We start from the raw sequence: 26,862 nt of genomic DNA, 5'->3' as shown, positions 1-26,862 counted from the left end.
CAATATGATGCACGGCGACAGCAGGGTGATGGTGGTGGTGTGTTTGGAGACAGCCAGTTTACCAGCACCCTGTCTGTCAACTTCCACTTTCCCAGGATCCCGCGAAGAACCTTATCTTCTCCATCGGCATCCTGGTGGATGACGCCATCGTCGTGGTGGAGAACATCCACCGCCATCGCCGCCTGGGCAAGGGGTCCCTCAAGGATCTCATTCCGGGCGCGGTAGACGAGGTGGGGGGGCCGACCATACTGGCGACCCTGACCGTCATCGCAGCCCTGCTGCCCATGGCCTTCGTCAGCGGCCTGATGGGCCCCTACATGAGCCCCATCCCCATCAATGCCAGCATGGGGATGCTCATCTCCCTGCTGGTGGCCTTCATCTTCTCCCCCTGGCTGGCCAATCACCTGCTCAAGCGCGAGGGGCATGTCGCCCACGGGGAGGCCAAGGCCGGGCTCTTTCACCGTCTGATGACCCCTTTCCTGATGGGGGCGGGTGCCAAAAGATCGAGACATAAGCTCTGGCTGGTGGTGTTGCTGCTGGTCGGGGCGGCCGCCGCCATGCCGGTGGTGCAGTGGGTGGTGCTCAAGATGCTCCCCTTCGACAACAAGTCGGAATTCCAGCTGGTGCTCGACATGCCGGAGGGGGCGACCCTGGAGCAGACCGAGCGCACCCTGCTGGCGGTGGGTCGGGAGCTTGCCAGGGTGCCCGAGGTGAAGGATTACCAGATCTACGCCGGCACCGCCGCCCCCATCAACTTCAACGGGTTGGTGCGCCACTACTTCATCCGCAGCGGCGCCAACGTGGGGGACATCCAGGTCAATCTGGTGGACAAGCATGAACGGGATCGCAGCAGTCACGAGATTGCCCGGTCGGTGCGTGCGCCCTTGCAGGCCATCGCCAGTGCGGCAGGGGGCAACCTCAAGGTGGTGGAGGTGCCCCCGGGACCGCCTGTCTGGTCACCCATCGTCGCGGAAGTGTATGGCCCGACGCAGGCCGCCCGTGAAGCCGCTGCCCGCGTCGTACAGGCCCGCTTTGTGGCCACGGCGGATCTGGTGGACGTGGACATCTATCTGACCGACCCCCAGCCCAAGTGGCGGCTGGTGGTGGATCGCGCCCAGGCGGCCCTGCTCGGGGTCGATCTCGGGGATCTGGTGGCGACCCTCAACGGGGGCGTGGGTTATCAGGATGCCAGCTGGCTGCAGGGGCAAGGCGCCAAGTATCCGGTGCCGATCCGCATCGAGCTCGCCCCCGGTGACAAGCGGGATCTGACCGGCATCCTGGCTCTCAAGGTACGCAGCCAGAGCGGCCAGCTGGTGCGGGTCTCCGAGCTGGTGAGCCGTCGTGACGAGGTGGCCCCCAGCTACCTCATGCACAAGAACATGCAGCCCATGGTGATGGTGGTGGCTGACATGGGCGGCCATACCGACAGCCCGCTCTACGGCATGTTTGCCGCCGGTGCCGACATCTCGCTGCCACAGTATTACGTGCATCAGCCCGACAAGCTGGGGGAGGTGGCACTCTTGTGGGACGGGGAGTGGAAGATAACCTACGAGACCTTCCGCGACATGGGGCTGGCCTACGGAGTGGGGATGATCCTCATCTACCTGCTGGTGGTGGCCCAGTTCCGCTCCTATCTGGTACCGCTCATCATCATGGCCCCCATTCCGCTCACCCTCATCGGGGTGATGCCGGGTCACGCCCTGCTGGGGGCCCAGTTTACCGCCACCTCGATGATCGGGATGATCGCCCTGGCCGGGATCATCGTGCGCAACAGCATCCTGCTGGTGGATTTCATCGAGCAGCAGCGGGCGAGTGGCGTGGCGTTCGAGCAGGCGGTGATCGAGGCGGCGCAGGTGCGAGCCAAACCCATCATGCTGACGGCGCTGGCGGCCATGATAGGGGCGCTTTTCATCCTGGATGACCCCATCTTCAATGGCCTCGCCATCAGCCTTATCTTCGGGATCCTGGTTTCCACCCTGCTCACCCTGGTGGTGATCCCGCTGCTCTACTACAGCCTGCTTGTTCGCCGAAGTCAGAGGTAAACACAGGGGGCCAATGCCCCCTGTTTTCTGGCATCACACCGCCTCGCGGGTATCGCAGGTTTTCATCAGGGGGAAATAACGGCGATCCGCTTGGCTCATGTGGCCCACGACCAGCTCCTGGATGATGAAGTTGAGCAGGGCGTCGTTGCCAAGGGTGCCCGCCTGTGCGGCCGCCATCAGCTGACCGGCTTTTTTCAGCAGATGCTGGTGCTCCTGGCGATGGGCCGCCAGCTCCTCATAGCCGTATTGCGCGAGGACCTGCTCTTCGAGGAGGAAGTGCTGGCGCGCCATCTCGAATATCTGCGCCATGTCTGCCAGCAAGGCATCGGGATGGATGCCGGGATCCTGCATGTGCTCGAGCAAGCGGTTGGCCAGCAGGTAGAGCTGGCGGTGGTCCGCATCGATGCGGGGGTGGCCGCATGCGTGGGCGGGCTGCCATTGCAGGGTGCCGGGGAGAGGATCCTGCCCGGTGGAAAACAGGCAGACCCTGCCCCTGCCATGGTGCTTGGCCTGATACATGGCCTGATCGGCGTGGTGCATCAGGGTCTTGGGGTCGGTGCCGTGATCCGGATAGAGGGCGACCCCTATGCTGCCGGAGATGCGCAGCGCCTGCTGCTCAAGCTGGAAGGGGTGATGCAGGCAGTGGTGCAGCTTGTCGGCGACCGCGAGGGCCGAGGCATCCGTATCGGGCAGCATGATCACGAATTCGTCCCCCCCAAGGCGTGCCACCAGATCTTCTTCCCTGACGCACTCCCCCATGCGCTCGGCCACCAGCTTGAGCAGCAGGTCGCCGGTTTCGTGGCCGAAGGTGTCATTGATGGGCTTGAAGTGGTCGAGATCGATGAAGACCAGGGCCAGGGGCTGCTGGGGAGCCTGCTCCAGGGTCTCCTTGAGCCGCTGTTGCAGCAGGCGGCGGTTGGCCAGGCCGGTGAGGGGGTCATAGAAGGCGAGGCGGCGCATCATCTCCTCCCGGGCCGAACGTTCGGTGACATCCCGGGTCACCCCCAAAATGGCGTCCGGTCTTGTGCTGGCGCTGCCATGCAAGGTAGTGACCGTCTCGATGGCCACCAGATGACCCTGCTTGTGGCGCAGCTGGGAGTGGATGACGCACCGGGTCTGTCCATGATCCCCCCGTTGCCAGGCCTCGAGGGAGACGGTGATGCCGTCGCGAAGCTGTTTCCAGGACTCATCGGGGAGCAGCTGGCGCAGGGAGAGGGCAAAGAGTTCGGCGGGCTCATAGCCGCTCAGGGATGCGATGGCGGGGCTGATGTAACGAAAACGCAGGCTATTGGTATCCATGGTCCAGATCACGTCGCCGCTGTTCTCCGCCACGAAGCGGTAGTGCTGCTCGCGCTGGGCCAGTTCCCGGGTGAGCCGCTGTCGGTCACTGGCCTCTTCCCGCAGACGCAGATAGAGGTGCAGGAAGACGCCGAGCAGGGCCAGCAGGGAGAAGGAGATCAGCATGGCGATGGCCACGCTCCTGTCGAGCAGTTGGCGCTGCTGGCGAAGGCTCGCCTGGGTACTGTTGTAGAGGAAGGGGGTGAGGTTGGGCACCGCCTTGATCATCCCGGCCTCCTGGTAGGTGCGGGCGATCTGCTGCCAGCGATCCTGCTGCATGTAGCCGGGCTCGATGATGTCGGGCTGCATCAGGGCCCGGGTTTCACGGGCCTCGAAGGCGAGCGCCTCGCGCCCGGCCCCGCTGGGGTAGTGCTCCAGGATCAGGTTGATCATCTCCTCGGGATGATCCATGGCATAGCGCCACCCCTTGAGGCTGGCCTGCAAGAAGCGCTGGACCCGCTCCTGCTGGTTGATGACCTCACTCTCCGAGGTGAAGAGGTTGTCTCCGTAGAAGTCGTACCCGATGTCGCGGGGGCTGAACACCCGGAAGGGAATGCCCTGTTGCTGCAGGGTGAAGGGCTCGGTTGTGCTGTAGGCACTGATGGCGTCCGCCTGGCCCCTCAGCAGTGCCTGTACCCCCCGCTCGTAGGGCAGGGTCTCCCACTGCCGGCTGCGAGTGTAGCGATGCAGGTAGGTGAGCAGCTCGTTGGAGCCGGGTTCGAGCATCAGCCGCTTGTTGGCCAGATCGCCCGGAGTCTGGATATCCGGCCGCTCCAGGGTGATGAGCATCAGGGGGGAGTGCTGCAACATGGCGGCGAGCACCACCACAGGGCGACCTGCTGCCCGGGCCAGCAGCAGATCGCTGCCGCGGATGCCGAACTGGGCGCGACCCGTGGTGACTTCATTGATGACGTCGGTGCCCGGCCCCGCCTCCCGCAGGGTGACCTGCAGACCGGCCTCCCGGTAGAACCCCTTGGCGATGGCGGCGTAGTAACCGGCAAACTGGAACTGGTGCTGCCAGGGAAGTTGCAGGATGACGCGCTCATCCGCCCTGAGGGGAGCCGTGGTCAGGGTGGCAATCATCACCCAGAAGGGCAGAAGCCAGCGTACAGGCTGGCGAGATGCATCGGACTCCGTCATACCGCTGTTCTCTCGGGAGGTGCTCTTCTGGCTAGAGTCAAACAATTTCCTGTTATTCGCAAGGGGAGCAAGCCCCAATAAGATGGGGCGCGGGAGGCATTAAAAGTCATTTTTGTGTCATTCATCACGTCAATGGTCGTCACGGCTCATTTTGAAACCTTGTCGACTCGTCACCGGCCCGGGGAAAAGGGCATTAGGTGTCATTCCAGGAAGGATGGCTGCCGCCTCTCTTCTCGCCTGTTAATGACAAACTGCGTGTTTTCGGCAATTCCCTCTTGTCTTCTCCTGTCGTATCAGAAGTTGATGCTCTTGTCCGTATCGGGTGTCGACCTGTGGCGGTCGGGGGACGCCTTCCTCCGTTCAGGGTGGTATGGTAGTCATCCGTTTCCTGTTTTCCGAGAAGGTCCTGTCATGTCTTCCTTGCGCCTGCTGCTCTCCGACTCCCACGATCCCCTGTTCAACCTCGCGGTGGAGGAGTGCATCTTTCGCCAGATGGACCCGGCCCAGCGGGTGCTGTTCCTGTGGCGCAACGACAATACGGTGGTGATAGGCCGGGCCCAGAACCCCTGGAAGGAGTGCAACACCCGCCGCATGGAAGAGGACGGGGTGACCCTGGCCCGGCGCAGCAGCGGGGGCGGCGCCGTGTTCCACGACCTTGGCAACAGCTGTTTCACCTTCATGGCGGGCAAGCCCGGTTATGACAAGAGCGTCTCTACCACCATCGTCATCGATGCCCTCGCCAGACTCGGCGTGAGCGCTTTTGCCTCCGGGCGCAACGACCTGCTGGTGGCGACCCCGGACGGGGATCGCAAGGTGTCGGGTTCGGCCTACCGGGAGACCCATGATCGCGGCTTTCACCACGGTACCCTGCTGCTGGATGCCGATCTCGGCCGCCTCGCCCACTACCTCAATCCCGACCCCAAGAAGCTGGCGGCCAAGGGCATCAGCTCGGTGAGAAGCCGGGTGGCGAACCTTGGCGAGCTGCTGCCTGGTCTGGATCATGAGCAGGTGGTGCAGGCCCTGTGCGACGCCTTCTTTGCCCATCACGGCGAGGTGGTGCCGCCCGAGCATATCTCCCCCGAGCGGATGCCCGACCTGCCCGGCTTTGCCGAGACTTTTGCCCGCCAACGCAGCTGGGAGTGGAACTTCGGCCATGCTCCCGCCTTCAGCCACCTGCTGGAGGAGCGCTTCCCCTGGGGCGGGGTCGAGCTTCATTTCGACGTGGAGAAGGGGGTGATAGGACGGGCACAGATCTTCAGCGACACCCTGGACCCTGCGCCCCTGGATGACCTGGCCGCACGCCTGCCCGGGGTGGCCTATCGTCCCGACGCCATCGACGAGTTGCTGCGTCAGTGGCGGGCGACGTTTTCGGCCAACCCCGAGCTGGAAGGGTTTTCGGCATGGCTGCTGACCGCCCTGCGCTGACCTTGCCCATGGCCAGGATCACAAGATGAACAGGGGAAAAGAGGGAAGAGGGGGCACGGCGCCCATCAGGGCGCCAACATGACAAAAAGTAGGGCAGACCATTAGTTATTGTCTCTGTTGATAGAGGTGTCACTGGAGTATAAAAACCGCACCTCAGCAGTATCAATGGTATAAAAATGAATCACTTGGTCTATCTGAAAGATGAGGGCGTCAACGCCGTCTCCCCTGAATTCGCCCGCCGTTTTGCCACCGTCAAAGCCCACTTTTTCTCACGCAACCCCGACCTCTGGCCGGTCTTTCGCGAGCCCGGCTTTGCCACCCTCAACGAGTTTCGCGCCCGTGGACTGGCGCCGGATGCGCGGCTCAATGCCTGGCCCGATGGCCGCGCCCGTCTGGCGGATCTCTGCGAAACCATGCCGGTGCCGGCCACCATGCGCACGCCGGGGGAGCCCATGGCGGAGCTGCTGTTTGCCGGCGCCCTGTCAAAGGATTGGGAGAACCCCTCCAGCGTCGAGAACGTCATCACCATGTCGGCGGATCCCGCCATCTATGGCGCCCAGATGGGTATTCTGGCCAATCCCAACCTGGTCTACTCCGAATACGCCGGGGTGGCCGAGGAGCTGGAGAAGAAGGTGGTGCGCCAGATAGCGCTGCTGGCGGGTTACGACCCGGCCCGCGCCACCGGCATCTTCACCCAGGGGGGGACGTTTTGTAACCTCTACGGCTACCTGCTCGGCATCCGCAAGAGCCTGCCACAGGCCAAGCACAAGGGGCTAGGCCACTATCAGGATTACCGCATCATCAACTCCCAGGGCGGCCACTACTCCAACATCACCAACCTCTCCCTGCTCGGGGTGGACATCGAGAACAAGACCATCCGCATCCAGGTGGGCGAGAACAACGACATCGATCTCGACCACCTCGAGCGTACCCTGACCGCCTGCTTCGCCCTGAAACACGTGGTGCCCACCATCATGCTCACCATGGGCACCACCGACACCTTCGGGGTGGATAGGGTCAAACCCGTGGTCGAGCTGCGGGATCGCCTCTGCGAGCGGTTCGAGGTGGCGGTCAGGCCCCACATCCACGTCGACGCCGCCATCGGCTGGTCGATGATCTTCTTCCTGGACTACGACTTTGCCGCCAACCCGCTGGCCATCAACGCCGCCACCCTGGCGGGGATCGAGCGCAACGTGAGCCGCTTCGCCGAGCTCAGATATGCCGACTCCTTCACCGTCGACTTCCAGAAGTGGGGCTATGTGCCCTACACCTCCAGCCTGGTGATGATCAAGGAGCAGAGCGATCTCAAGGCGATGGAGAACGACCCGGAGAACTTCTCCTACTTTGAGCGGGACATTCAGGGTCAGACCCACCTGCAGTCCACCATCGAGTGCTCCCGCGGGGCGAGCGGCCTGTTCGGTGCCTATGCGGCCCTCAACTACCTGGGGGTGGAGGGCTATCGCACCGTGCTGGCCCACTGCCTGCAAAACGCCAACTACTTCCGCTTCCGGTTAAGCCAGCTCGGCAACGTCAAGCTGGTGGCCCAGGAGAACCAGGGGCCCAGTGTCGGCTTCAAGATCTACAACCCCGAGTGGGTACAGGACCCCGAGGCGGAGTTCGCCTTCGAGCTGGCCCGCAGCCCGGATGCGGCCTACAAGGCGCGGCTGGCCCGCAACACCGAGTATCACCGCAGCCTGTTCAAGGGACGCGGCAAGGTAGGGCTCTACACCAACTGGGTGGAGGCGGTGGCACACTCGGAATACGACGAGCGCGGCAAGTACTCCTATATCGCCGGGGAGAAGGCGGTCTTCATGAACCCCGCCTGCGGCCGCGAACAGATCGACGCCTTTATCGCGCATATTCGCGGCTGACAGAGCCACATCTTGTGATGTCATAAATAAAAACGGCGGGATAATCCCGCCGTTTTTATGGCTCAAGGCAGTGGTTACCGTTTCTGGATGGCGGTCACGGTGAGCTTGCCGGCCGGGTTCTCGGCGTGAAAGCGCACCGCATCCCCCACCTTCAGATCCTTGAGCAGGTCCGTATCGGCCACCCGAAAGACCATGGTCATGGGAGGCATCTTGAGGTTGGTGATCGCCTCGTGCCTGATCCCGACCTTGCCGCTCGCGGCATCGAGGCGGGTGATGGTCCCCTTGATCAGGGTCTGCTCGGTTTGCATGGCGGCCATGTCGTGGCCCTCATGGTTCATCCCCTCCATTTGCGCCATGTCGTGCCCCTGGTGGTTCATCATCTCCTCTGCCTGCAGGCTGGTGTTGGTGGCAAGGCCGAGCAGCAATGTCAGGGTCAACGTCTTGTAATTCATGATCTTTTCCTCGTCGTTTATTCAAAGTCGGTGGTGAAGTCGGGTCAATCGGCTTGCCGGGGTTCGGTCTTGCCAAGGCTGCGGCTACGCCACAGGTAGTAGGCGGCGGGCAGCACCAAGAGGGTCAGCACCAGCGCGCTCACCATGCCGCCAATCATGGGGGCGGCGATGCGCTGCATCACCTCGGAGCCGGTACCGTGGCTCCACATGATGGGCAGCAGGCCCGCGATGATGGTCACCACCGTCATCATCTTGGGGCGCAGGCGCAGGGCGGCGCCGTGGATCACCGCCCGGTGCAGGCCCGCCTGGTCCGGCTTGCCGCAGGCCACGAGGTCATCCCAGGCGTGGTTGAGGTAGACCAGCATCAAGACGCCGGTCTCCACCGCCACCCCCGCCAGGGCGATAAAGCCCACCCCGACCGTCACCGAGAGGTTGAAGTCGAGCAGCCAGAGGGTCCAGATCCCGCCCACTACCGCCAGCGGCAGGGTGGTGAGAATGAGCAACACCTCCTGGAAGCGGCGAAACGCCAGATAGAGCAGCAGCACGATAATGGCGACGGTGAGCGGCACCACGTAGGCGAGGCGCGCCTTGGCCCTCTCCATGTACTCGTATTGGCCGGACCAGGTGAGGGAGTAGCCCGCCGGCAGCACCAGCTGCTTGCCCACTTCGGCCTTGGCCTCTGCCACAAAAGAGCCGATGTCGCGGCCGCGAATATCGACGTAGACCCAACCGTTGAGGCGCGCGTTTTCACTGCGCAGCATGGGCGCCTCGTCGCTGATGTAAACCCGTGCCACATCCGCCAGCGCGATGCGGGCGCCGCTCGGAGTGACTACCGGCAGCAGCTCGAGGCTCGCCACCGAGTCGCGATAGCTCTGGGGGTAGCGCAGGTTGATGGGGTAACGCTCGCGCCCCTCGATGGTCTGGCCCACTTCCATGCCGCCCACCGCGGTGGCGAGCACCGCCTGTACGTCAGCGATATTGAGGCCGTAGCGGGCCGCTTTCAGCCGGTCGATATCCACCTTCACATAGCGGCCACCGGCCACCCGCTCGGCGTAGACCGATGAGGCGCCCTCCACCTTGCCAACGATCTGCTCAAGCTTTTGGCCGAGCTGCTGGATCACCTTGAGATCGGGCCCCGCTATCTTGATGCCGACCGGGGTTTTGATGCCGGTGGCCAGCATGTCGATGCGGGTCTTGATGGGGGGCACCCAGGCGTTGGTGAGGCCGGGGAAGCGGATGAGGGAGTCGAGCTCCTCTTTGAGCTTCTCCGGGGTCATGCCGGGGCGCCATTGATCGCGTGGCTTGAGCTGGATGCTGGTCTCCATCATCACCAGGTCTGCAGGGTCGGTGGCCGATTCGGCGCGCCCCGCCTTGCCGAACACGTTTTGCACCTCGGGCACGGTACGAATGAGCTTGTCGGTCTGCTGCAAAATCTCCCGCGCCTTGCCCACCGAGATATTGGCCGCTGTGGTGGGCATATACATGATGTCCCCCTCATCCAGCGGCGGTATGAACTCGGAGCCCAGGTACTTGAGCGGCCAGAAGCCCGCCACCGTCACCATGGCGGCGATGGCCAGGGTGGTTTTCGGGCGGGCCAGGACGGCCTTGAGCAGTGGCACATAGCCCTGGCTCAGCCAGCGGTTGAGCGGGTTGGCCTGCTCCGCCAGCACCTTGCCACGGATGAAGTAACCCATGATCACCGGCACCAGCGTGATGGCGAGCCCGGCCGCGGCGGCCATGGCGTAGGTTTTGGTGTAGGCGAGCGGGTGGAACATCCGCCCCTCCTGCGCCTCCAGCGCGAACACCGGCAGGAAGCTGATGGTGATGATGAGCAGCGAGAAGAAGATGGCGGGCCCCACCTCGATGCTCGCCTCGGTGATGATGCGCCAGCGGTTCTTGTCGGTGAGCGCCTCCCGCTCCATGTGTTTGTGGACGTTCTCGATCATCACGATGGCGCCATCCACCATGGCGCCGATGGCGATGGCGATGCCGCCCAGCGACATGATGTTGGCGTTGATCCCCTGCAGGTGCATCACGATAAAGGCGGTCAGGATGGCGATGGGCAAGGTGATGACCACCACCAGGGATGAGCGCAGGTGGAACAGGAAGGCGAGACAGACCAGCACCACCACGGCGAACTCCTCCACCAGCTTGCCGGAGAGGTTGTCGATGGCTCGCTGGATAAGGTCGGAGCGATCGTAGACGGTGACGATCTCCACCCCTTCCGGCAGGCTGGATTTCAGCTCGGCCAGCCGTGCCTTGACCCCGTCTATGGTGTGCTGGGCATTCTCGCCGTAGCGCATGACGATGATGCCGCCCACCACTTCCCCTTCGCCGTTGAGCTCGGCGATGCCGCGCCGCATCTGGGGGCCGGTGACTACATCCGCCACGTCACCCAGCAGCAGGGGCGCACCGCGCACATTGGTGCCAAGCGGGATCTGTTTTAAGTCCTCCACGCTCTTCAAATAGCCATTCGAGCGCACCATGTACTCCGCCTCCGCCATCTCGATGACGGAGGCGCCGGTCTCCTGGTTGCCCTGCTTGATGGCGGTCTCGATAAGAGAGAGCGGGATGCCGTAGGCGCGCAGCTTGTCCGGATCGACCCGCACCTGGTACTGGCGCACCATGCCGCCGACGGTGGCCACTTCGGAGACGCCGTTCACCGTCTGCAGCTCGTATTTGAGGAACCAGTTCTGCAGCGAGGTGAGCTCGCTCAAGTCGTGCTTGCCGGTTTTGTCCACCAGGGCGTACTGGTAGACCCAGCCCACCCCGGTGGCGTCCGGCCCGAGCTGGGGCTGGGCCCCGGCGGGCAGGTTGGGGGCCACCTGGCTCAGGTACTCCAGCACCCGGGCGCGGGCCCAGTAGAGATCCGTGCTGTCGTCAAACAGCACATAGACGAAGGAGTCGCCGAAGAAGGAGTATCCGCGCACCGTGGTGGCGCCCGGCACCGCCAGCATGGCGGTGGTGAGCGGGTAGGTGACCTGATCCTCCACCACCTGGGGCGCCTGGCCCGGGTAGGAGGTCTTGATGATCACCTGCACGTCGGAGAGGTCCGGCAGGGCGTCCACCGGGGTCTGCTTGACCGACCAGAGCCCCCAGGCGGTGAGCATGAGGGTCAACAGCAACACCAGGAAGCGGTTGCCGACGGACCAGCGAATGATGGCAGGGATCATGGTTTGACTACTCCCTCTTGGTGCGGGATAGGCCGCTGGGTGTGGTGACTGCCAAAGCGAATGATGGCGGGGATCATGATTTATTCCCCATCTGGTGCTGGCTGTGATCCATACCCTCCATGTCTGGCATCTCGCCCTTGGCCTCTTTTATTGCGTCGCCTGCGGCCGGTTTATCTTCCGCATGGATCTGGATGATGCGGTACTCGTCCCCCTCCTGCTCCACCTGCAGATGCAGAGTCTGGTTCGGTTTCAGCTGGCTGAGGTCCACACCGTCTGCCACGGTAAAGTCCATCTCCATCGCGGGCCATTGCCACTCGGGGATGGGCTGGTGAGAGATGCCGAGGGTGCGCCCGGCGAGATCGATGTTCTGCACCTGGCCCTGGGTCCACACCTGCATGGGACGCACCGCCGTCATGCGCTGGAAGTCCGAATCGATGGCCGATTCGGAGTCGAGCAGGAACTGGGCCGAGCGGACTATGCTGTCCCCCGCTTCAACTCCTTCTTTGATGGCAACCTTGTCACCAAACTGGGGACCCAGAGTGACGGCGACCGACTTGAAGCTGCCATCCCCCAGCGCTAGCACCAGCCGGTCCTGGCTGCCGGTACGGATCACCGCTTCGCTCGGTACCACCAGCCGGGGTTCGCCCTGCCCGGTGCGAATGCTCACCTTGGCAAACATATTGGGTTTCAAAAACTCGTCCGGGTTGTCAAAGCGCAGCCGCACCTTGAGGGTGCGAGTAGCGGCATCCAGGGTCGGATAGAGGTAATCCACCTTACCTTGCCAACTGCGACCGGGGGCATAGTCGAGGGTCATGGTGACCGGATCGCCCACCTTCAGCTGGGCCGCCTGACGCTCGAACACCTCGGCGCTGACCCACACCTGCTGGAGGGTGCTGATGTTAAAGAGGGCTGCGGCGGGCTCCACATACTGGCCCTCGCGCACTTTCAGCTCGGAGACATAGCCGCTGCTGGGGGCATAGATGCGCACCGTCTCCTGCACCTGACGGCTGCGCTTGAGAGTGGCGATTTGATCTGCCGGCACCTGCAAGGACTTGAGCTTGCCCTCGGCGGCGCGCAGCAGCAGCGGGTTGGCGGTGTTGAGGGCGAGCAGATACTCGTGCTGGGCGTTGACCAGATCCGGGGCGTAGAGCTCGTAAATAAGGCTCCCCTTGCTCACCTGCTGCCCCTCGCTCTTGATGGCGAGGGTGCGGATCCAGCCCGCCATGCGGGCGTTGACCGCCTCCAGCTTGTCCTCGTCATAGCCGACATAGCCCACCGTCTCGATCTGCTGGTGGATGGGGATCTTCTCCACCTTGGCGAGCCGCACCCCCAGGTTCTGCTGGATCTCCGGGCTGATGGTGACTGTGCCCGGTGAGCCGCCCTGTTTTTCCTCATAGACGGGGATGAAGTCCATCCCCATGTTGTCTTTGGCGGGGGCATCGCGCTTGTCGCGCGGATCCATGGGGTTGACCCAGTAGAGGGGCGTCTTCTCCTTGGCTGCAGTGCCAGCGGTGGTCTGTTTGGCAGCCCAGTAGCCGCCACCGGCGCCGAGGGCGAGCAGCAGGGCGGACATCAACAGCGTCTTGTTCATGACAAGCCTCCGAAGCACGGGAGGCGAAGGGGGGACTGGCACGGCCGCGTGCAGGCAGACCGGGTAACGGGGGGGAATGACATGATATCTCTTCTCTTCTGTCAGGCCGCCAGTGTGGTGGTGTGCGCGGGCAGGGCATCACCACGAGGCGGCAAACGGGGCGCAGCTGCATCAGCGCGCACGGCTCCCTGCGAGCGGGTCTGTTTGGCCTGGGCGCAGGGTCAGGCAAGGCGGCAGAAAACGGGCAAGCCGAGGCTTGCTGTTGCCGCGAGAGAAGATCGTTCTAGTGGCGCAGCACCGACAACATCAGGTGTCGGCGCGGCCAGGAGGGAGGGTGGGTGCCGCGGGAGCGGAGGAAGGGATCCCGCAACCAGTTGTCCAGCAGGGGGGCGAGGCGCCACGAAGGGAGCAACAGCAAAGGAAGCAGCAGCAGTGACAGCAGCAGGCCGAGCAGGGGCGGCGCACTGGTGGCGCCGAAGGCGCCGCTCTGCATCTGGCACTCCTCCCCGGGCGGGGCCGCCTCACTCTGGGGGCCGCCGTGGCAGGAGAGGGAGGCTGTGTCGGCCTGGTGCATGGCGGAGTGCTGCACAGGCTCGCTCTGGTGCAGTCCATGAGACAAGGGGGACTGCGCCGGAGCCAGGATGGATGCGGATGCGTCACTTGGCAGGGCGGTGGCCGCCCCATGCCAGCCGATGCACAGGGTGAGATTGCAGACGAGCATCAGCCCCAGCAACAGCCGGGCGATGAACGTGGTGGGCAATCTCGATGAGAGCATGGGTGGTTTCCCTGTGACGGATGGGCCGAATCTAAACCTTGCCGAAAGGAGAAGGTCAAGGCCTGGCAAGCGCCGTCTGCCTGGGAATTGACATGGATTAAGAAAGGGCGGGGCAGTGAACAAAAAAAGCCCCCGCATGGGCGGGGGCCGGGGCTTTTGGCGAGGGCGAGCCTGGCGTGGGGATCAGGCGAAGCAGGTCCAGATGGGGGCGTGATCCGAGGGCTTGTCGATGCCGCGCAGCTCGTAGTCGATGCCGGTCTCGGTCACTTTGTCCTTGAGGGCGTCGGAGGCCATGATGAGGTCGATGCGCAGGCCCCGGTTCTCGTCAAAGCCCCTGGAGCGGTAGTCGAACCAGGAGAAGCGCTCGCACTCGGTGGGGTTGGCGGCGCGGAAGGTGTCGGTGAGGCCGAACCCCTTGAGGCGCTCCATCCATTCCCGCTCGATGGGCAGGAAGGAGCACTTGCCATCCCGCAGCCAGCGCTTGCGGTTCGCCTCGCCGATGCCGATGTCGAGATCCGTGGGGGAGATGTTCATATCCCCGATCAGCGCTATCTGGTCGTCCGGGGTGTGGTGGGTCTCGAGGTAGTGCTGCAGGTCTTCATAGAACTTCTGCTTGGCCGGGAACTTGGTCTCGTGATCCTGGCTCTCCCCCTGGGGGAAGTAGCCGTTCATCACCTTGATGACGGAGCCGTCTTCCCGCTTGAAGCTGGCCATGATCATGCGGCGCTGGGCATCTTCCGGATCGGTGGGGAAACCCTTTTGCACCTCGATGGGAGCCTGCTTGCTCATGATGGCGACCCCGTAGTGCCCCTTCTGGCCGTGGAAGACCACGTGGTAGCCCATGGCCTCCACATCCGCGACCGGGAAGGCTTCGTCGTGCACCTTGATCTCCTGCAGGCCGATCACGTCCGGCTGGTGCTTGTCGATAAGGGCTTGCAACTGATGAAGACGGGCGCGCAGGCCATTGATATTGAAAGAGATGATCTTCATGTTCGGGGTGCTCATGTCGTTTTTGTTCGTCGCTTATTGGACTAGGAATCCGCGATGGATGCAAGTTCGGGGGCTGTGACTGGCGCAGCGGCTCGGGAATCTGTTCACGATCTGTCGCGAGAGTCTGTCAGCAAGGTGACGCGCAGCAGAGGAACCTGAGTACATATGTATACATGGGAGCGCCTGGCGACACATAAGCGAGCAGCACATGAGCCTTGGAAGTGGCCTCCCAGCAAGATCGTGGACAGGTTTCTAGCGGGTCATCTTCTTGACAAACACCACCACGAACAGTGCCAGCGTGAAGCTGCCGGTAAAGGCTTCGAAGGCGGCGAAGATCCGCGACAACCCCACCGGGGTGAAGTCCCCATACCCCAGCGTGGTGAAGGTCACCACGCTGTAGTAGAGGCACTCCATCAGGAAGATGGCGTTCTGCTCCAGAGGGGCGTCCGGGCGATAGATGAGGTGGGTGCCCGCGAAGTTGAGGCCGCAGAAGAAGTAAAAAATGCTGCAGATGACGATGAGCAGCAGGGAGAAGAGCACCACCCGCATGGGGGCCTCGCCGTAGCCGCAGAAGAGATCCACTATCCAGGAGGCGAAGCGGCGGTAGGACCAGAACGGCATCTGCAGGCGGCGCATGGTGAGCTCCTGCTGGATGTAGCGACCGGACATGGTGAAGATGCCCTGGGCCTCGGAGGCCTTGCGCAGATCCCGGTAGGTCTCCTCCGCCTCCTTGAACCAGACGCGGGCCTGCGCCGGGTCCCGCTCGCGGCGCCCCTTTCTGTCCTGCATCAGCCGCTTGCCCGTCTCCAGGTTGTCGAGGCGGGTGTTCTTCCAGCGGATGCCGAGCAGGTTGACGTCGTCGAGGGTGGCGCAATGGAGGTTCGCTTCGCTCAGGTCGGCCTTCATCAGGCTGCCGCCCTTGATGCGAATGCCGTAGAGGTGTGCCCCTCGCAGGTTGGCGCGATAGAGGTTGCACTGCTCCAGCAAGAATCCCTCCGGACCCTGCCTGTTCACCAGGTTGAGATCCGCCAGCTCGGCACGGGCCAGTTGCAGGCCGTGGCACAGGCCTCCCTGGCGCACATAGCGCTCCAGCGCCTCGGCGGTATCAGGGGTGTTGTGGGCCGCAGCGGGGTCGTGCCAGCGGCAGAGATCATGATCCCCTGCCTCTTCGGTGCAGTGGCGGCCATCGGCCACCAGGTATCGGCACATTGCCATGGTGTTGCCCCTCCCTTCCCTGAGTCAGTATCAGCATAGGTGAGGGGAGGAGGGGGATTCAGCTGTGCTGATGATATTCCTGGCGCAGCTTGCGAAAACGTTCCTGCTGGGCGGGGTTGAGGGGGATGCCCTCCAGCACCTCCAGGGTCTCCTTGCACTCGGCGCCAAACTCCGGGCTCTTGCGGTTCTTCTGCATGAGTTGCAGCAGCACCTGGATCTTGTTGAGGGCGGCGCCGGTATTGGCGGGCGCCCGGCGCAGGGCCTCGCGAAAGTGGCCGAGGGCCTGCTCCAGCTCTCCGGCCTGATAGGCCTTGATACCCAGATCGTTGAGCTGCTGATAGCGCTGGCGCCGCTCCTGCACCGTCTTGTCATCCCGGGTTACCTGGATGCAGGTGGTGAGCAGCCGATCCTCATCCTCCGCCAGCAGGGGTTGCAGGCTCTCGGCGTACTCGAACTCCCCGAGCTGATAGAGGGCGAGTATGGTCTCGCCAAGGAGAGCCGGAGGCATGGTGGCGGGCTCGTCCAGCCAGTTCTGGTTGGCGCGATAGAGCATCTTCTTGCCCTTGAGCAGCTCCCCCAGGGCGATGCGCACCCGGGCCTGGCAGATCTGCTCGAACACCGGGTAGTTGAACTCCGACATCATCAGGGAGTCGCGGATGCGCGACAGGGCGGAGTTCACCTGCTTTTGCAGGTTGGCGATGTGGTAGCCGTCGTTGCTGTTGAGGGCGTACAAGGTGAGGGTCTGGATATAGGCCCCGAGATAATGCGGCGTGCGGTGGATCGAGTTGCGCGACAAGTCGATGAGGGCGAGCAGCACGTCCTTGGCCTGGGCGTAGTCGTGCCGTTGCAGGCACACCTCCGCCAGACGGCGGGAGAGCTGCACCGACTGGGGAGAGATGTCCACCGCCCGGCGCAGCTCCTGCTGGGCCTGCTCGTCATTGCCCAGCGCCAGCAGGGACTCCGCGAGCCAGAGGTAGGCCTCCACCATCAGGGGGGTGTGTTTCAGGGTGGCTTGCAGGTGGCTTACCGCCTCCTCGTGCAGACCCAGGGTATGGCACGCCTTGCCCAGGGTGAGGCGAGCCCAGCTGTTCTCCTGCCCCGCCAGCAGCTGGCGCATCAGGCTGCGGGCCTCTTTGGCCTGGCCCAGCTTGAGCTGGGTGTCGGCCTGCAGGCAGCGGCAGAAGTTGGCAAAGCGGGGCACCGCGTCCGCCTGTTTGGCACAGGCCTCCACCAGGGCGGGCAGATCGTCCCGGGTGAGGGCGCTGAAGACGCTCTCCAGTGCCTGGCGACGGGCGAGGGCGCGTTTGAGGCGAAACGAGAACTGCTCCTGGGAGAAGGGCTTCATCAGGTATTCGTCGGGCTCGGCTTCCAGCGCGCTCAGCACCATGGCGCGGGAGCCGTCGCTGCTGACCATGATCACCACGCTCTGGGGCGGAATGAGTTGCTGATCCCGCAGGCTTTCCAGCAACTGGCGGCCGTTCTCGCCCGCCCCCAGCTCATAGTCGAGCAGATAGATGTCGAAGCTCTCTTTCTGGCAGCGGCGGCGCGCCTCGTCGGCGGAGTTGGTGTAGGTGATGCGGTTGATGCCGATGTTGATCAGCATCGCCTTCATCATCATCTGGAAGGAACGCTGTTCGTTGACCAGCAGGATGCGCTTGGGCTTGGGCTGGGGTTTCTTCTCGGGTACGGAGTCCGGTGTCTGCATCTGTCTGGCATCAAGGCGCTACGGGCTGGTGGGAGAAGTGTGCCACCAAAGTCCGCAGGCAGGCAATTGCACATGGGGAGGGGCCCCGGTTTTTCCCGCAGACCTTGGGTGAAAAAAGGGTGTCTTGCCTTTGATCCCGGTCAAGGGAAGGTGAGTTGGCACTGGCAGGCGCTGTCCCGGTTTTTAGACTTGAAGAGCGTCAGCATGCGGGAGGCAGCAGAGGGCAGGGTGCCCGTCTGCTCCCTTGCCCGCTCACAAGGAGGGATCAGATGAGTTTGCTACCGAGTCGCACCAGCCTGTTTGATGACCTGTTCCACGACATGGCCTCCGGCTTCTACATCCGCCCCCTGCACGGGGACCCGTTGCCCGGCCAGATCAAGCTGGATCTGCGGGAGAGCGGGGATGACTACCTGCTGCTGGCGGAATTGCCCGGGGTGGCGAAGGAGGACATCCACGTGGACGTGCACGGCAAGCTGGTGACCCTGAAGGCGGAGATCCGCCAGTTTGACAGCCAGAGCAAGGATGAACGGGCCCTGCGCAGCGAGCGCTACTATGGCAGCGTGTCGCGCAGCGTCGAGCTGCCGGTGGAGGTGTCGCCAGAGCAGGTGAGCGCCCGCTTTGACAACGGCATCCTCACCCTGCGCCTGCCCAAGCAGGCGGCCAGCCCAGCGCCCCACCGCATCCCCATCGAATAGGCGGTCAGTGAACGAGGCCCCGCACTGCGGGGCCTCGTCATTCAGGGCTGCTTGCGCACCAGATAGGGGGCAAACTCGGGGGTGTGGCTGGCGGCAAAGCCCGTGGCGGTCTTCTCGATGAGATAGACCGCCAGCTTGTGCTCCCTGGCAAAGGCCATCGCCCGCTCGGGGCCCATCACCATGAGGGCGGTGTCGAGGGCATCGGCCTCCAGGGCCGTGGGGGTGATGACGGTGGCGGAGACCAGCTTGTGGGTCACGGGCTCGCCGGTGGCAGGATCGATGATGTGGGAGTAGCGCTTGCCGTCGAGCTCGTAATAGTTGCGATAGCTGCCGGCGGTGCTCACCGCCATGCCGTTCGGGGTCACCACGTCCTCGATGGCGCCCGGTCTGTCAGAGGGCTCGACGATGGCCACCCGCCAGGGATTGCCCTTGTCGTTGTGCCCCTTGCTGCGCACCGCCCCCGCCACCTCGATGAGGTAGTTGTGGACCCCTTTTTGCTCCAGCAGCCCGGCTATCTCGTCGGAGGCCGCACCCTCGCCCAGGGTGGAGAGATCCAGATAGAGGTCTGGGATGGCCTTGCCGAGCAGGAAGTGATCCCCCTCGGGGGTCAGGGTGAGCTTGTCGATGCCGACCCGCTCCCGCGCCTTGGCGATCTGCTCTGAGCTGGGCCGCCTGACCGGGCGCTTGTCCGGCCCGAATCCCCACAGATTGACCAGGGGGCCCACGGTGACATCGAGAACCCCCCGGGTGAGGTGCCCGGCGTCAATGCCCTGTTGCACAATCTTCGCCATGGTGGCCGGGATGACCTGGGGGGGCTGCCCCGTTCCCTGATTGAAGCGGGAGATGAGGGAGCCCGGATCATAGGTGGAGATCTCCTTGTTCAGGCGTGCCAGCAGCGCCTCCACCTCCTGATGCAGTGCCCCCTGTCCGCCGGGGAAGGGGTCGCTCAGGGTCACCGCATAATAGGTGCCCATGGTATTGCCCTGGATGCGGGTCTGGGTCGGGGCCGGCTGGCAGGCGCCAAGCAGCAGGATCAGGGAGAGCAGCAGGGTGCGCGCCAGCGCAGGCGCAAAGGGGAACTTCATCTCTCATTCTCGCGGGAGTCATCGACGGGGGAGCAGCTTAGCCAACGGCTGCGGTGTTGGCGAGTGGCCGTGGGCGGGAAGGCCGCAAATAATTAAGCGGGACGGGGATGTGATCAACCCGCTTTGGGCCCGGGGTCGGGAGAAAAGAAGTGACCGGGCCCGCAGGCTGGCCCAAAAGCGGTCGTCCTTCGGTGACATTTGAATAGAATGAAGATCGATCCTGACAGCATCTTTGCGGGTCGCGCCCACGGGGGCGAGATGCCTGTGCTGTCATCCTTCGTCAATCAAAGGAGAACGTGATGAAAAAGGTGTTAACCCTGCTGCTTCTTGGCTCCCTCGCCACCCCGGTCCTGGCCGACGAGTGCGCACTGGTGATCGAAGGCAATGACGCCATGCAGTTCAACCAGACGGCGATGAGCGTGCCGGCCACCTGCAAGGAGGTGACGGTGACCCTCAATCACACGGGCAAGCTGCCGGTGGCCAACATGGGCCACAACTGGGTGCTGGCCAACACCGCCGACTATCAGGCCATCGCCACCGCCGGCATGAGCGCCGGGGTCGATCACGACTACCTGCCCAAGGATGACCCCAGGATCCTGGCCCACACCAAGCTGGTGGGGGGCGGCGAGAGCACCAGCGTTACCTTCAAGACCGACGGCCTGGCGGGCAAGGATCTCACCTTCTTCTGCTCCTTCCCGGGCCACTTCGCCCTGATGAAGGGGGCCTTCAAGGTCGGCTAGGCCGCCATGGCCTGACAGGAAAAAGCCGGGGTATCCCGGCTTTTTTGTGCCCACTTGCCGTGGCATGCCAAGCTTTGGGCGTCCGCCTGGGGATGGCGTGCCCCGTTTCATGATCCGGCGCGGGGTGAGTGGGGGACGGAAGAGGGTAAGATAGGCGCCTTTCGGGCCTGATGCCCCCCCAAGAGGAACAGGTTGTCGTGAGAAACGCCATCAAATGGGTGCTCGGCTGTTGCCTGCTGTTGGTCTGCGCCATCGCGCTGGCCGCCGAGCCCCCGGTGAAGAAGAGCCGGAGCGGCATCTGTCACCCCAAGGGCGGCACCTACTACAGCCGCACCAGGCACTATACCCCCTATGACACCATGCAGGCCTGCCTCGACAGCGGGGGCCTTGCCCCCCGGCGTTAAACAGCGGCCTGCTTGGGCTGCAGGGTAAAGAAGGCGAGGGTGGTCTTCTTCCCGCACTCGAAGCGGATGCTCTCCTCTCCCTGCACCACCAGGGTCTCGCCCGGTGCGACCTGTTGCCCCTGCACGGTGAGCTGGCCCTCCAGCAGGTGGCAGAGGTAGCACTTGTCCGCCTCCAGGGTGAGGCTGAGGGGGAAGGGCAGGTTCAGCACCCGCACGTTGGCGCTGATGCGCGCCGGGTGGTAGATGAGCCCGAGATCCGTCACCTCTTTTTTCAGCAGCTCGCAGCGGGTCTCGTCATCCCCGCTGAAGTGGGCCGCCTCGAAGGTGGCGTAGGGGTGGCCGTTGAGCACGAAACCGGCACCGCTGACGGGCAGCAGGATGCGCTGGTAGCCGGGAAAGCGGGAGAAACTCCCCGCTTCCTTGATGGGGGCCGAGCTCAGCCGATAGTCAAAGTCGAGCTTGTCCAGGGTCGAACCAGGGGGGGAGATCAGGATCTGGGCCGTGGTGCCCTGCCTGTTCTTCCAGGGCATTTTCAACTGGTCGGACTCTTTAATCAGGGTGATCACGATGGCGCCTCGGCGGGAAGGGGAGAGTGGGGCCAGTGATACCATCTCCGGGAGTGGCTCACAAGGCGCCGCCAGCACAGGCCGCGCTGGTTGGCCACAAATCAGGCAGTGGCCCCCCTGACGCTGACCCTAATCGGTCGACTCAAGCCCTTTTTCTATCTTGTCCAGCAGTTGCTGCAACTGCGCTATCTCCGCCGGCGTCAGCAGGGAACACAGCCGTTCGTCGAGCCGTGCGGCCTGCTGCTCTCCCTGGCTGACCCGCTCGCAGGCCAGCGGGGTCAAGGCCAGACAGATGCTGCGTCTGTCAGTGGGATGGGGCCGCTTCTCGATGAGCCCCTGTTTCTCCATCTCCTGCAGCAGGCGCGTCACCTGCGCCTTGTCGCGGCCCGACCGCTGTGCGATGAGCTGCGGCGTGGCGGGATCCAGCGCATGGATCAGTTGCAGCACCTTGTAATGGAGGGGGCTAAGGGCGATCTGCTGTGCCCGGAAATGCTGGGTCATGGCGATTTTGTACTGATCGAGGATCCGGAAGAGGCGGTTTGACAACTTCATGGTTGATAAAGTCAACTTGAAAGGGTTTAATTGATTTTATCAACCATGTGGGCAAAAGCCCAGCCCGAGAGGAGATGAAAGATGCCACACAGCTATCGTGTACAGGTCCAGGCGCTGGACCGCGAGGTGCCCCCGTTGCAGTTCGACTGCCAGAATCACGACGACATCTTTGCCATCCTGGTGCTCAGCAAGGGGAAGCTGACCATGTCGGAGCAGGAACATCAGGCGTTTATCGTCGGGCTGAAGCTGTTTGGCGAAGTCATGATGCAGCATCGCAAAGAGGAGCTGTTCAAGGGGTTTCTCCCCCATTTCAAGCAATTCATGGGGCAACTGAAACGCACCGCCAGGGGAGAGGAGGCCGTGGTCGCCCCTTCCGAGTGACCTCCAGCCCTGACCCCAGGGGCGAGTGGTCCCGCCAGGATGCCTGATGCAAAGGAAACCCCGAGGTTGTGATCCCGGTGCTGTCAAAGCGGCGACGGCCCGCTACACTGGCAGCTCGTTTCACGGAGGACCCATGACCCACAAGATCATTCTGGATACCGATCCCGGCATCGACGATGCCATGGCCATTCTGTTTGCCGAGGCGCACCCCGCCATTGACCTGCTCGCCATCACCACGGTGTTTGGCAATGCCACCATCGAAAACGGCACCCGCAACGCCCTCTGGCTCAAACAAAAATATGGCATGAAGGCGGACGTGGCCCGGGGCGCCGCCGCGCCGCTGCTGCGCGAGCCCGTGGGGCCGACGACAGTGGTGCACGGCCCGAGCGGCTTTGGTGACGTCCAGGCGGGGGAGGTGACCCTCATCCCGGATCCCCGTCCGGCCTGGCAATACATCGTCGAGACGGTGAAGGCCCACCCCGGCGAGATCACCCTGGTGACCATCGGGCCCCTCACCAACCTGGCGCTGGCGCTCGAGGCGGCCCCCGAGGTAGCCGCCCTGGTGAAAGAAGTGGTCGTGATGGGCGGCGCCTTTGGCGTCAACGGCCATCGCGGCAACGTGACCCCCTATGCCGAGGCCAATATCCACGACGATCCCGATGCGGCGGACCGGGTCTTCACCGCCCCCTGGCCCCTGGTGATCATCGGGCTTGACGTCACCCAGCAGAGTATCTTCACCGCCGACTATCTGGATGCCCTGCGGGACGATGCGGGGGAGCCGGGCCGCTTCCTGTGGGATGTCAGCCGCTTCTACCTGCGCTTCTATTCCGAGCGCATCGGCATGGCGGGGTGCCATGTGCACGATCCCTCCGCCATCGCCTATGTGATCGATCCTGCACTGTTCACCCTGCGCAAGGGGCCGGTGCGGGTCATCACCGAGGGGCCCGCCATCGGCCATACCCTGCAAAAATTTGACGACACCCGCCATCCCCATGACGAGTGGGCCGACTGCCCGGCCCAGCAGGTCGGGATCGCGGTGCGGGATCAGGCCCTGCTCGCCCTCTATCGGGATACCCTGGTGGCCTGGGGCAAGGGGCGCCGATAAGGCCCGGCAGTGAGTGAAAGCGTGATGGCGGCCGGGTCATGGTGAGGCGCCCCCGGTTATACTGGCGAACATCGGGTTGACGGGAGGAAGACGCAATGGCCTGGTTGTCTCTGTTGGTGGCGATAGCCCTGATCGGGTGGTTGATGACGCTGGGGCGCGGCGCCCTGTTCGAGGTCCGGCTCGCGCCGGGCAAGGTGGTGGTGAAGCGGGGCTCGGTGCCGCCGCGCTTTGTGACCCAGGCGACCCAGATCCTGCACCATGAGCCGGTGCGCGGGCGCATCCTGGGCCTGCGGGACGGCAACGGGGTGAGGCTGGTCTTCTCCCGCTCCATCCCCGAGCCCGTGGCCCAGCGCCTGCGCAACATCTTCCCTTACGGGGATTACCGGGGGCTCCCCCCAAGCCCTGACGGGCGAAAATCACGCTGAGCGGTCGCCGTGGCGACCCTCATTTCCAGACGCCGGGCCCTGTGCCCGGCGTCTGCGTTTTCAGGGTTTCGCCAGGAGGCCCTGTTGCGGTCAGCGCGGCCCTTGCAGGGGCCTGATCGCCTCGACCAGAAAGTCGATGAAGGCGCGGGTCTGGGGTTTGAGGAAGCGGCCGCCACGAAACACCGCGTGGATCTCGTCCTGGCGATCCTCGTAGGGGGAGGCGAGCCACTCTGGCAGCAGCGGCAGCAGGGTGCCCTCGTCGATGCTTTGCTGCACCATCCAGCTCGACAGCAGCAGCACGCCGCACCCCGCGAGAGCGGCGCAGAGCAGGGGCGTGCCCCCGACCGAGGTAAGGTTGCCCTGCACCGCCACCTTCTCGCGCTCCGTGCCCTGCTGGAAATACCAGTGCTGGCGTTGGCGCCCATGGCCGCGAATAAGGCAGTTGTGGTGGGCCAGCTCGGCGGGATGGGCGGGTTCACCATGGCGGGCCAGATAGGTGGGGGAGGCGACCAGCAGCGAGCGGTTGGTGAGCAGATGACGAGTGTGCAGGCTGCTGTCGGCGGGCTTGCCGATGCGCACCGCCACGTCCACGTTCTCGGCATCGAGATCCACCATGCGGTTGTCCAGCGCAACCTCCAGGCGCACCCCGGGGTAGCGGGCGAGGAAGTCGGGCAGGCGGGGAGAGAGCCAGGACGCGCCGAAGCTCTCGAACACCGAGACCCGCAGCGGCCCCTCTGGCGCCACCGAGAGGGGTTGCAGGGATTGCACCAGCTGATCCGCCTCCTCCAGCAGGGGCAGGGAGCGGGCGAGAAAATAGGCGCCCTGCTCGGTCAGCACCAGTTGGCGGGTGCTGCGCTTGAAGAGCGGGATCCCGAGCTGCTGCTCCAGGGCGTCGATGGCACGGGTCACGGAGGAGGGGGCCTGGTTGAGGGCGCGGGCGGCACGGGAGAAACTGCCCGATTCCACCACCTGGGCCAGGATGCGGATGCGATCCAGCATGGATTCACCTTTGCGATAAACGCAAAACTGTTGCAGGTTATGACGATATTCTAATCAACAATGAAAAAGTGAACAATCAGCTCACCGCCCCATCCGGGGTCCATCACCGGAGTCTTGCCATGTCACACCGTATCCAGCTCGCCAACCAGGTGCCCGCCGCCGTCTCGGCCATGATGGGCCTCGAGTCCTACCTCGGGGGCACCGACATTCCCCTGTCGCTCAAGGAGCTCATCAAGTTGCGCGCCTCCATGATCAACGGCTGCGCCTACTGCATCGAGATGCACGCCGACGTGGCGATGAAGCACGGGGAGAGTGCCCAGCGTTTGCTGGCGCTGGCCGCCTGGCAGGAGTCGCCGCTGTTCGACGCCCGGGAGCGGGCGGTGCTGGCCCTGACCGACGAGGTGACCCTGATCGCCGACAAGGGGCTCACGACGCAGACCTATGAGGCGGCGCTGGCCCAACTGGGGGAAACCCTGCTGGCCCAGTGTCTGGTGCAGGTGGTCACCATCAACGCCTGGAACCGGATCGCCGTGGCGACCCGGATGGAACACGATCACTCCTGACTCCTGACTCCTGACTCCTGACTCCTGACTCCTGACTCCGACTCCGAGGGAGGGAGAGAAAACGATTATCAACGGGCCCGCACAAGGGCCCGTTTTGTTACGAAGTGTGCCCTCTGGTGCTAGGGGTTGCGACCGTTGTCGGGGGGCGGGAAGTTAATCATACATTCGTTTGATTAATTATTTTTTTTATCTTCCCCGAAAAATACCCATCCAGATCAAGGTGTGGAGAAATGACCTGTGAGTCGAAAAGGGGCTGTATGGCTCTTTTTTGATCGCAATGGCGGGTTAAAAACAGACCAGATGGATCTTTTTGGTTAATTGGTGGTCACTTTTGGTGGCGCGAGAGATTAACGGAAGATGAATTGCCGCGGTGTAACTTGAATAAATTGGTCATTGTCAAGGGATTAACATCTGATACCGCTTTCCATCACCTTTTGAACATTTTTGGGATTAATTTTTCATGTTGTTCACATGCCGGTCTGATGCAATAAAATGCTGCATTTTTTTATACCAATAAGCCTTCAAAAGATGAGGACATTGCATGAGACTCTTTGATGTGAAGAGGGGCTTGGGCGCTTTGCTGCTGCTCGCGACCGCCAGCTTGCTGAGTGGCTGCGACATGGCACTGATGAGCCCCAAGGGGCAGGTCGGTATGGAGCAGAAGTCACTGATACTCACCGCACTCGGCTTGATGCTGATCGTGGTGGTGCCCGTGATTGTCATGGCGGTGGCGTTCGCCTACAAATACCGGGCGTCCAACACCAGTGCCACCTATGCGCCGGACTGGGCCCACTCCAACAAGATTGAGGCAGTCGTCTGGACTGTACCCGTCATCATCATCGTCATCCTGGCGGTGATCACCTGGAAAACTTCCCACTCCCTCGACCCCTACAAGCCGCTGGAATCGGACGTCAAACCGGTTCAGGTGGATGTCATTTCCCTGGACTGGAAGTGGTTGTTCGTCTATCCGGAGCTGGGCATTGCGTCGGTCAACGAACTGGCCTTCCCGGTCAACACCCCGGTCAACTTCCGGGTGACCTCCGACACCGTGATGAACTCCTTCTTCATCCCGCAACTGGGCGGCCAGATCTACGCCATGGCCGGCATGCAGACCAAGCTGCACCTGATTGCCAACGAGGCGGGCGAGTACAAGGGCATCTCCGGCGGTTACAGCGGTGCCGGTTTCTCCGGCATGAAGTTCAAGGCCATCGCGACCCAGGACCAAGCCGGTTTCGACGCCTGGGTAGCCAAGGTGAAGGCCTCTTCCAAGGCCCTGAGCACCATGGATGAGTTCAATGCCCTGGCCAAGAAGAGCGAAAACCACCCGGTGGAGTACTTCGCCAGCGCCGATCCCAAGCTGTTCGTCAACATCATCAACAAGTTCATGGGCGGCATGTCCCATGGTGGTCACGCCACCCCGGCTGCGGGCTCCGCGGATCACGAGGGCATGAACCACGAGGCCATGAACCATGACGCCGCCCCGAAAGCGGGTGCCATGGGCCACGAAGGGATGAACCATGAGGCCTCGCAAGAGGACGCCATGGAGAACCAGGCCATGAACCATGACGCCCATGCCGGACACATGGCCATGTCGGCCGACAAGAGTGTGAAAGCAGGATCCGAGGAATAA

At 63.4% G+C, this 26,862-nt stretch carries 22 protein-coding genes and 1 pseudogene; 11 read left to right on the top strand and 12 right to left on the bottom strand.

Annotation, left to right across the window (positions count from 1 at the left end; genetic code table 11):
• Positions 1-110: 110 nt before the first annotated feature.
• Positions 111-2,042 (top strand): annotated as a pseudogene (locus tag PG883_RS05645) (efflux RND transporter permease subunit); the annotation flags it as partial.
• 33 nt (positions 2,043-2,075) lie between these two features.
• Here PG883_RS05645 and PG883_RS05640 read toward each other — a convergent pair.
• The gene (locus PG883_RS05640; protein WP_223953317.1) at positions 2,076-4,463 is read right to left on the bottom strand and encodes a diguanylate cyclase domain-containing protein; all 2,388 of its coding nucleotides are present in this window, start codon (positions 4,461-4,463) and stop codon (positions 2,076-2,078) included.
• A gap of 468 nt (positions 4,464-4,931) precedes the next feature.
• Between PG883_RS05640 and PG883_RS05635 the strand changes: the two genes are divergently transcribed.
• Positions 4,932-5,945, top strand: a complete 1,014-nt coding sequence (locus PG883_RS05635) for a lipoate--protein ligase (protein ID WP_128297207.1) — start codon at positions 4,932-4,934, stop codon at positions 5,943-5,945.
• A gap of 176 nt (positions 5,946-6,121) precedes the next feature.
• Positions 6,122-7,816, top strand: a complete 1,695-nt coding sequence (locus PG883_RS05630) for a pyridoxal phosphate-dependent decarboxylase family protein (protein WP_010673662.1) — start codon at positions 6,122-6,124, stop codon at positions 7,814-7,816.
• A 74-nt stretch (positions 7,817-7,890) separates the two neighbouring features.
• Here the strand turns inward: PG883_RS05630 and PG883_RS05625 are convergent, their stop codons facing one another.
• From PG883_RS05625 to PG883_RS05595, 7 genes are all read right to left on the bottom strand, one after another.
• A complete protein-coding gene (locus PG883_RS05625; protein ID WP_010673663.1) occupies positions 7,891-8,268 on the bottom strand; it encodes a copper-binding protein in 378 nt (125 codons plus the stop codon).
• Between the two features lie 44 nt (positions 8,269-8,312).
• Positions 8,313-11,441, bottom strand: coding sequence for an efflux RND transporter permease subunit (locus tag PG883_RS05620; protein ID WP_270807026.1), 3,129 nt, complete (start codon positions 11,439-11,441; stop codon positions 8,313-8,315).
• A gap of 73 nt (positions 11,442-11,514) precedes the next feature.
• The gene (locus PG883_RS05615) at positions 11,515-13,032 is read right to left on the bottom strand and encodes an efflux RND transporter periplasmic adaptor subunit (RefSeq protein WP_270807025.1); all 1,518 of its coding nucleotides are present in this window, start codon (positions 13,030-13,032) and stop codon (positions 11,515-11,517) included.
• Between the two features lie 283 nt (positions 13,033-13,315).
• Complete coding sequence (locus PG883_RS05610) at positions 13,316-13,807, bottom strand: hypothetical protein (RefSeq protein ID WP_010673666.1); 492 nt, start codon at positions 13,805-13,807, stop codon at positions 13,316-13,318.
• A gap of 183 nt (positions 13,808-13,990) precedes the next feature.
• Positions 13,991-14,797 (bottom strand): exodeoxyribonuclease III, encoded by an 807-nt coding sequence (gene xthA, locus PG883_RS05605; RefSeq protein ID WP_010673667.1) that lies wholly within the window; start codon positions 14,795-14,797, stop codon positions 13,991-13,993.
• A gap of 252 nt (positions 14,798-15,049) precedes the next feature.
• Positions 15,050-16,012 (bottom strand): ion channel, encoded by a 963-nt coding sequence (locus tag PG883_RS05600; protein ID WP_029314056.1) that lies wholly within the window; start codon positions 16,010-16,012, stop codon positions 15,050-15,052.
• Positions 16,013-16,070: 58 nt separating this feature from the next.
• A complete protein-coding gene (locus PG883_RS05595) occupies positions 16,071-17,717 on the bottom strand; it encodes a response regulator (RefSeq protein ID WP_010673669.1) in 1,647 nt (548 codons plus the stop codon).
• A gap of 269 nt (positions 17,718-17,986) precedes the next feature.
• Here PG883_RS05595 and PG883_RS05590 point away from each other — a divergent pair, with 269 nt between their 5' ends.
• On the top strand, positions 17,987-18,412 hold the full coding sequence (locus tag PG883_RS05590; protein ID WP_010673670.1) for an Hsp20/alpha crystallin family protein: 426 nt from the start codon (positions 17,987-17,989) through the stop codon (positions 18,410-18,412).
• 41 nt (positions 18,413-18,453) lie between these two features.
• On the opposite strand, the gene PG883_RS05585 is transcribed toward PG883_RS05590, so the two are convergent.
• Entirely contained in the window at positions 18,454-19,497 is a 1,044-nt protein-coding gene (locus PG883_RS05585; RefSeq protein WP_010673671.1) for an FAD:protein FMN transferase ApbE, read from the bottom strand.
• Positions 19,498-19,796: 299 nt separating this feature from the next.
• On the opposite strand from PG883_RS05585, the gene azu reads away from it, so the two are divergent.
• Positions 19,797-20,237, top strand: a complete 441-nt coding sequence (gene azu / locus PG883_RS05580; RefSeq protein WP_010673672.1) for an azurin — start codon at positions 19,797-19,799, stop codon at positions 20,235-20,237.
• Positions 20,238-20,434: 197 nt separating this feature from the next.
• Positions 20,435-20,641 (top strand): hypothetical protein, encoded by a 207-nt coding sequence (locus PG883_RS05575; protein ID WP_029314058.1) that lies wholly within the window; start codon positions 20,435-20,437, stop codon positions 20,639-20,641.
• On the opposite strand, the gene PG883_RS05570 is transcribed toward PG883_RS05575, so the two are convergent.
• Together PG883_RS05570 and PG883_RS05565 are read right to left on the bottom strand one after the other, a co-directional pair.
• Positions 20,638-21,207 (bottom strand): HutD family protein, encoded by a 570-nt coding sequence (locus tag PG883_RS05570; RefSeq protein ID WP_029314060.1) that lies wholly within the window; start codon positions 21,205-21,207, stop codon positions 20,638-20,640. The genes PG883_RS05575 and PG883_RS05570 overlap by 4 nt on opposite strands.
• A gap of 129 nt (positions 21,208-21,336) precedes the next feature.
• Positions 21,337-21,759, bottom strand: coding sequence for a MarR family winged helix-turn-helix transcriptional regulator (locus tag PG883_RS05565; protein ID WP_010673675.1), 423 nt, complete (start codon positions 21,757-21,759; stop codon positions 21,337-21,339).
• A gap of 81 nt (positions 21,760-21,840) precedes the next feature.
• On the opposite strand from PG883_RS05565, the gene PG883_RS05560 reads away from it, so the two are divergent.
• The 3 genes from PG883_RS05560 (at position 21,841) to PG883_RS05550 (ending at position 23,670) form a co-directional block, all read left to right on the top strand.
• On the top strand, positions 21,841-22,140 hold the full coding sequence (locus tag PG883_RS05560) for a DUF3861 domain-containing protein (protein ID WP_010673676.1): 300 nt from the start codon (positions 21,841-21,843) through the stop codon (positions 22,138-22,140).
• A 133-nt stretch (positions 22,141-22,273) separates the two neighbouring features.
• Positions 22,274-23,245, top strand: a complete 972-nt coding sequence (locus PG883_RS05555) for a nucleoside hydrolase (protein WP_010673677.1) — start codon at positions 22,274-22,276, stop codon at positions 23,243-23,245.
• Positions 23,246-23,340: 95 nt separating this feature from the next.
• Entirely contained in the window at positions 23,341-23,670 is a 330-nt protein-coding gene (locus PG883_RS05550) for a DUF3634 family protein (protein WP_010673678.1), read from the top strand.
• A 90-nt stretch (positions 23,671-23,760) separates the two neighbouring features.
• Here the strand turns inward: PG883_RS05550 and PG883_RS05545 are convergent, their stop codons facing one another.
• Positions 23,761-24,669, bottom strand: a complete 909-nt coding sequence (locus PG883_RS05545) for a LysR family transcriptional regulator (RefSeq protein ID WP_010673679.1) — start codon at positions 24,667-24,669, stop codon at positions 23,761-23,763.
• A 119-nt stretch (positions 24,670-24,788) separates the two neighbouring features.
• Between PG883_RS05545 and PG883_RS05540 the strand changes: the two genes are divergently transcribed.
• Both PG883_RS05540 and cyoA read left to right on the top strand, forming a co-directional pair.
• Positions 24,789-25,232 (top strand): carboxymuconolactone decarboxylase family protein, encoded by a 444-nt coding sequence (locus PG883_RS05540; RefSeq protein ID WP_010673680.1) that lies wholly within the window; start codon positions 24,789-24,791, stop codon positions 25,230-25,232.
• Between the two features lie 541 nt (positions 25,233-25,773).
• Positions 25,774-26,862, top strand: coding sequence for a cytochrome o ubiquinol oxidase subunit II (gene cyoA / locus PG883_RS05535; RefSeq protein WP_010673681.1), 1,089 nt, complete (start codon positions 25,774-25,776; stop codon positions 26,860-26,862).

Origin of the sequence: Aeromonas sp. QDB25, from assembly GCF_027707725.1 — a bacterium.
Taxonomy (GTDB): domain Bacteria; phylum Pseudomonadota; class Gammaproteobacteria; order Enterobacterales; family Aeromonadaceae; genus Aeromonas; species Aeromonas caviae.
Note: the sequence above shows the minus strand (reverse complement) of the source record. Positions and strands in the feature narration are given on the sequence as shown.

What these genes read in the sequence shown, in the direction of transcription:
- PG883_RS05585 (WP_010673671.1), bottom strand. Translation starts at nt 19,497, where the DNA reads ATGAAGTTCCCCTTTGCGCCTGCGCTGGCGCGCACCCTGCTGCTCTCC.
- PG883_RS05630 (WP_010673662.1), top strand. Translation starts at nt 6,122, where the DNA reads ATGAATCACTTGGTCTATCTGAAAGATGAGGGCGTCAACGCCGTCTCC.
- PG883_RS05625 (WP_010673663.1), bottom strand. Translation starts at nt 8,268, where the DNA reads ATGAATTACAAGACGTTGACCCTGACATTGCTGCTCGGCCTTGCCACC.
- PG883_RS05610 (WP_010673666.1), bottom strand. Translation starts at nt 13,807, where the DNA reads ATGCTCTCATCGAGATTGCCCACCACGTTCATCGCCCGGCTGTTGCTG.
- PG883_RS05635 (WP_128297207.1), top strand. Translation starts at nt 4,932, where the DNA reads ATGTCTTCCTTGCGCCTGCTGCTCTCCGACTCCCACGATCCCCTGTTC.
- cyoA (WP_010673681.1), top strand. Translation starts at nt 25,774, where the DNA reads ATGAGACTCTTTGATGTGAAGAGGGGCTTGGGCGCTTTGCTGCTGCTC.
- PG883_RS05640 (WP_223953317.1), bottom strand. Translation starts at nt 4,463, where the DNA reads ATGATTGCCACCCTGACCACGGCTCCCCTCAGGGCGGATGAGCGCGTC.
- PG883_RS05545 (WP_010673679.1), bottom strand. Translation starts at nt 24,669, where the DNA reads ATGCTGGATCGCATCCGCATCCTGGCCCAGGTGGTGGAATCGGGCAGT.
- PG883_RS05565 (WP_010673675.1), bottom strand. Translation starts at nt 21,759, where the DNA reads ATGAAGTTGTCAAACCGCCTCTTCCGGATCCTCGATCAGTACAAAATC.
- PG883_RS05595 (WP_010673669.1), bottom strand. Translation starts at nt 17,717, where the DNA reads ATGCAGACACCGGACTCCGTACCCGAGAAGAAACCCCAGCCCAAGCCC.
- PG883_RS05540 (WP_010673680.1), top strand. Translation starts at nt 24,789, where the DNA reads ATGTCACACCGTATCCAGCTCGCCAACCAGGTGCCCGCCGCCGTCTCG.
- xthA (WP_010673667.1), bottom strand. Translation starts at nt 14,797, where the DNA reads ATGAAGATCATCTCTTTCAATATCAATGGCCTGCGCGCCCGTCTTCAT.
- PG883_RS05620 (WP_270807026.1), bottom strand. Translation starts at nt 11,441, where the DNA reads ATGATCCCTGCCATCATTCGCTGGTCCGTCGGCAACCGCTTCCTGGTG.
- PG883_RS05600 (WP_029314056.1), bottom strand. Translation starts at nt 16,012, where the DNA reads ATGGCAATGTGCCGATACCTGGTGGCCGATGGCCGCCACTGCACCGAA.
- PG883_RS05555 (WP_010673677.1), top strand. Translation starts at nt 22,274, where the DNA reads ATGACCCACAAGATCATTCTGGATACCGATCCCGGCATCGACGATGCC.
- PG883_RS05590 (WP_010673670.1), top strand. Translation starts at nt 17,987, where the DNA reads ATGAGTTTGCTACCGAGTCGCACCAGCCTGTTTGATGACCTGTTCCAC.
- PG883_RS05560 (WP_010673676.1), top strand. Translation starts at nt 21,841, where the DNA reads ATGCCACACAGCTATCGTGTACAGGTCCAGGCGCTGGACCGCGAGGTG.
- PG883_RS05550 (WP_010673678.1), top strand. Translation starts at nt 23,341, where the DNA reads ATGGCCTGGTTGTCTCTGTTGGTGGCGATAGCCCTGATCGGGTGGTTG.
- PG883_RS05615 (WP_270807025.1), bottom strand. Translation starts at nt 13,032, where the DNA reads ATGAACAAGACGCTGTTGATGTCCGCCCTGCTGCTCGCCCTCGGCGCC.
- azu (WP_010673672.1), top strand. Translation starts at nt 19,797, where the DNA reads ATGAAAAAGGTGTTAACCCTGCTGCTTCTTGGCTCCCTCGCCACCCCG.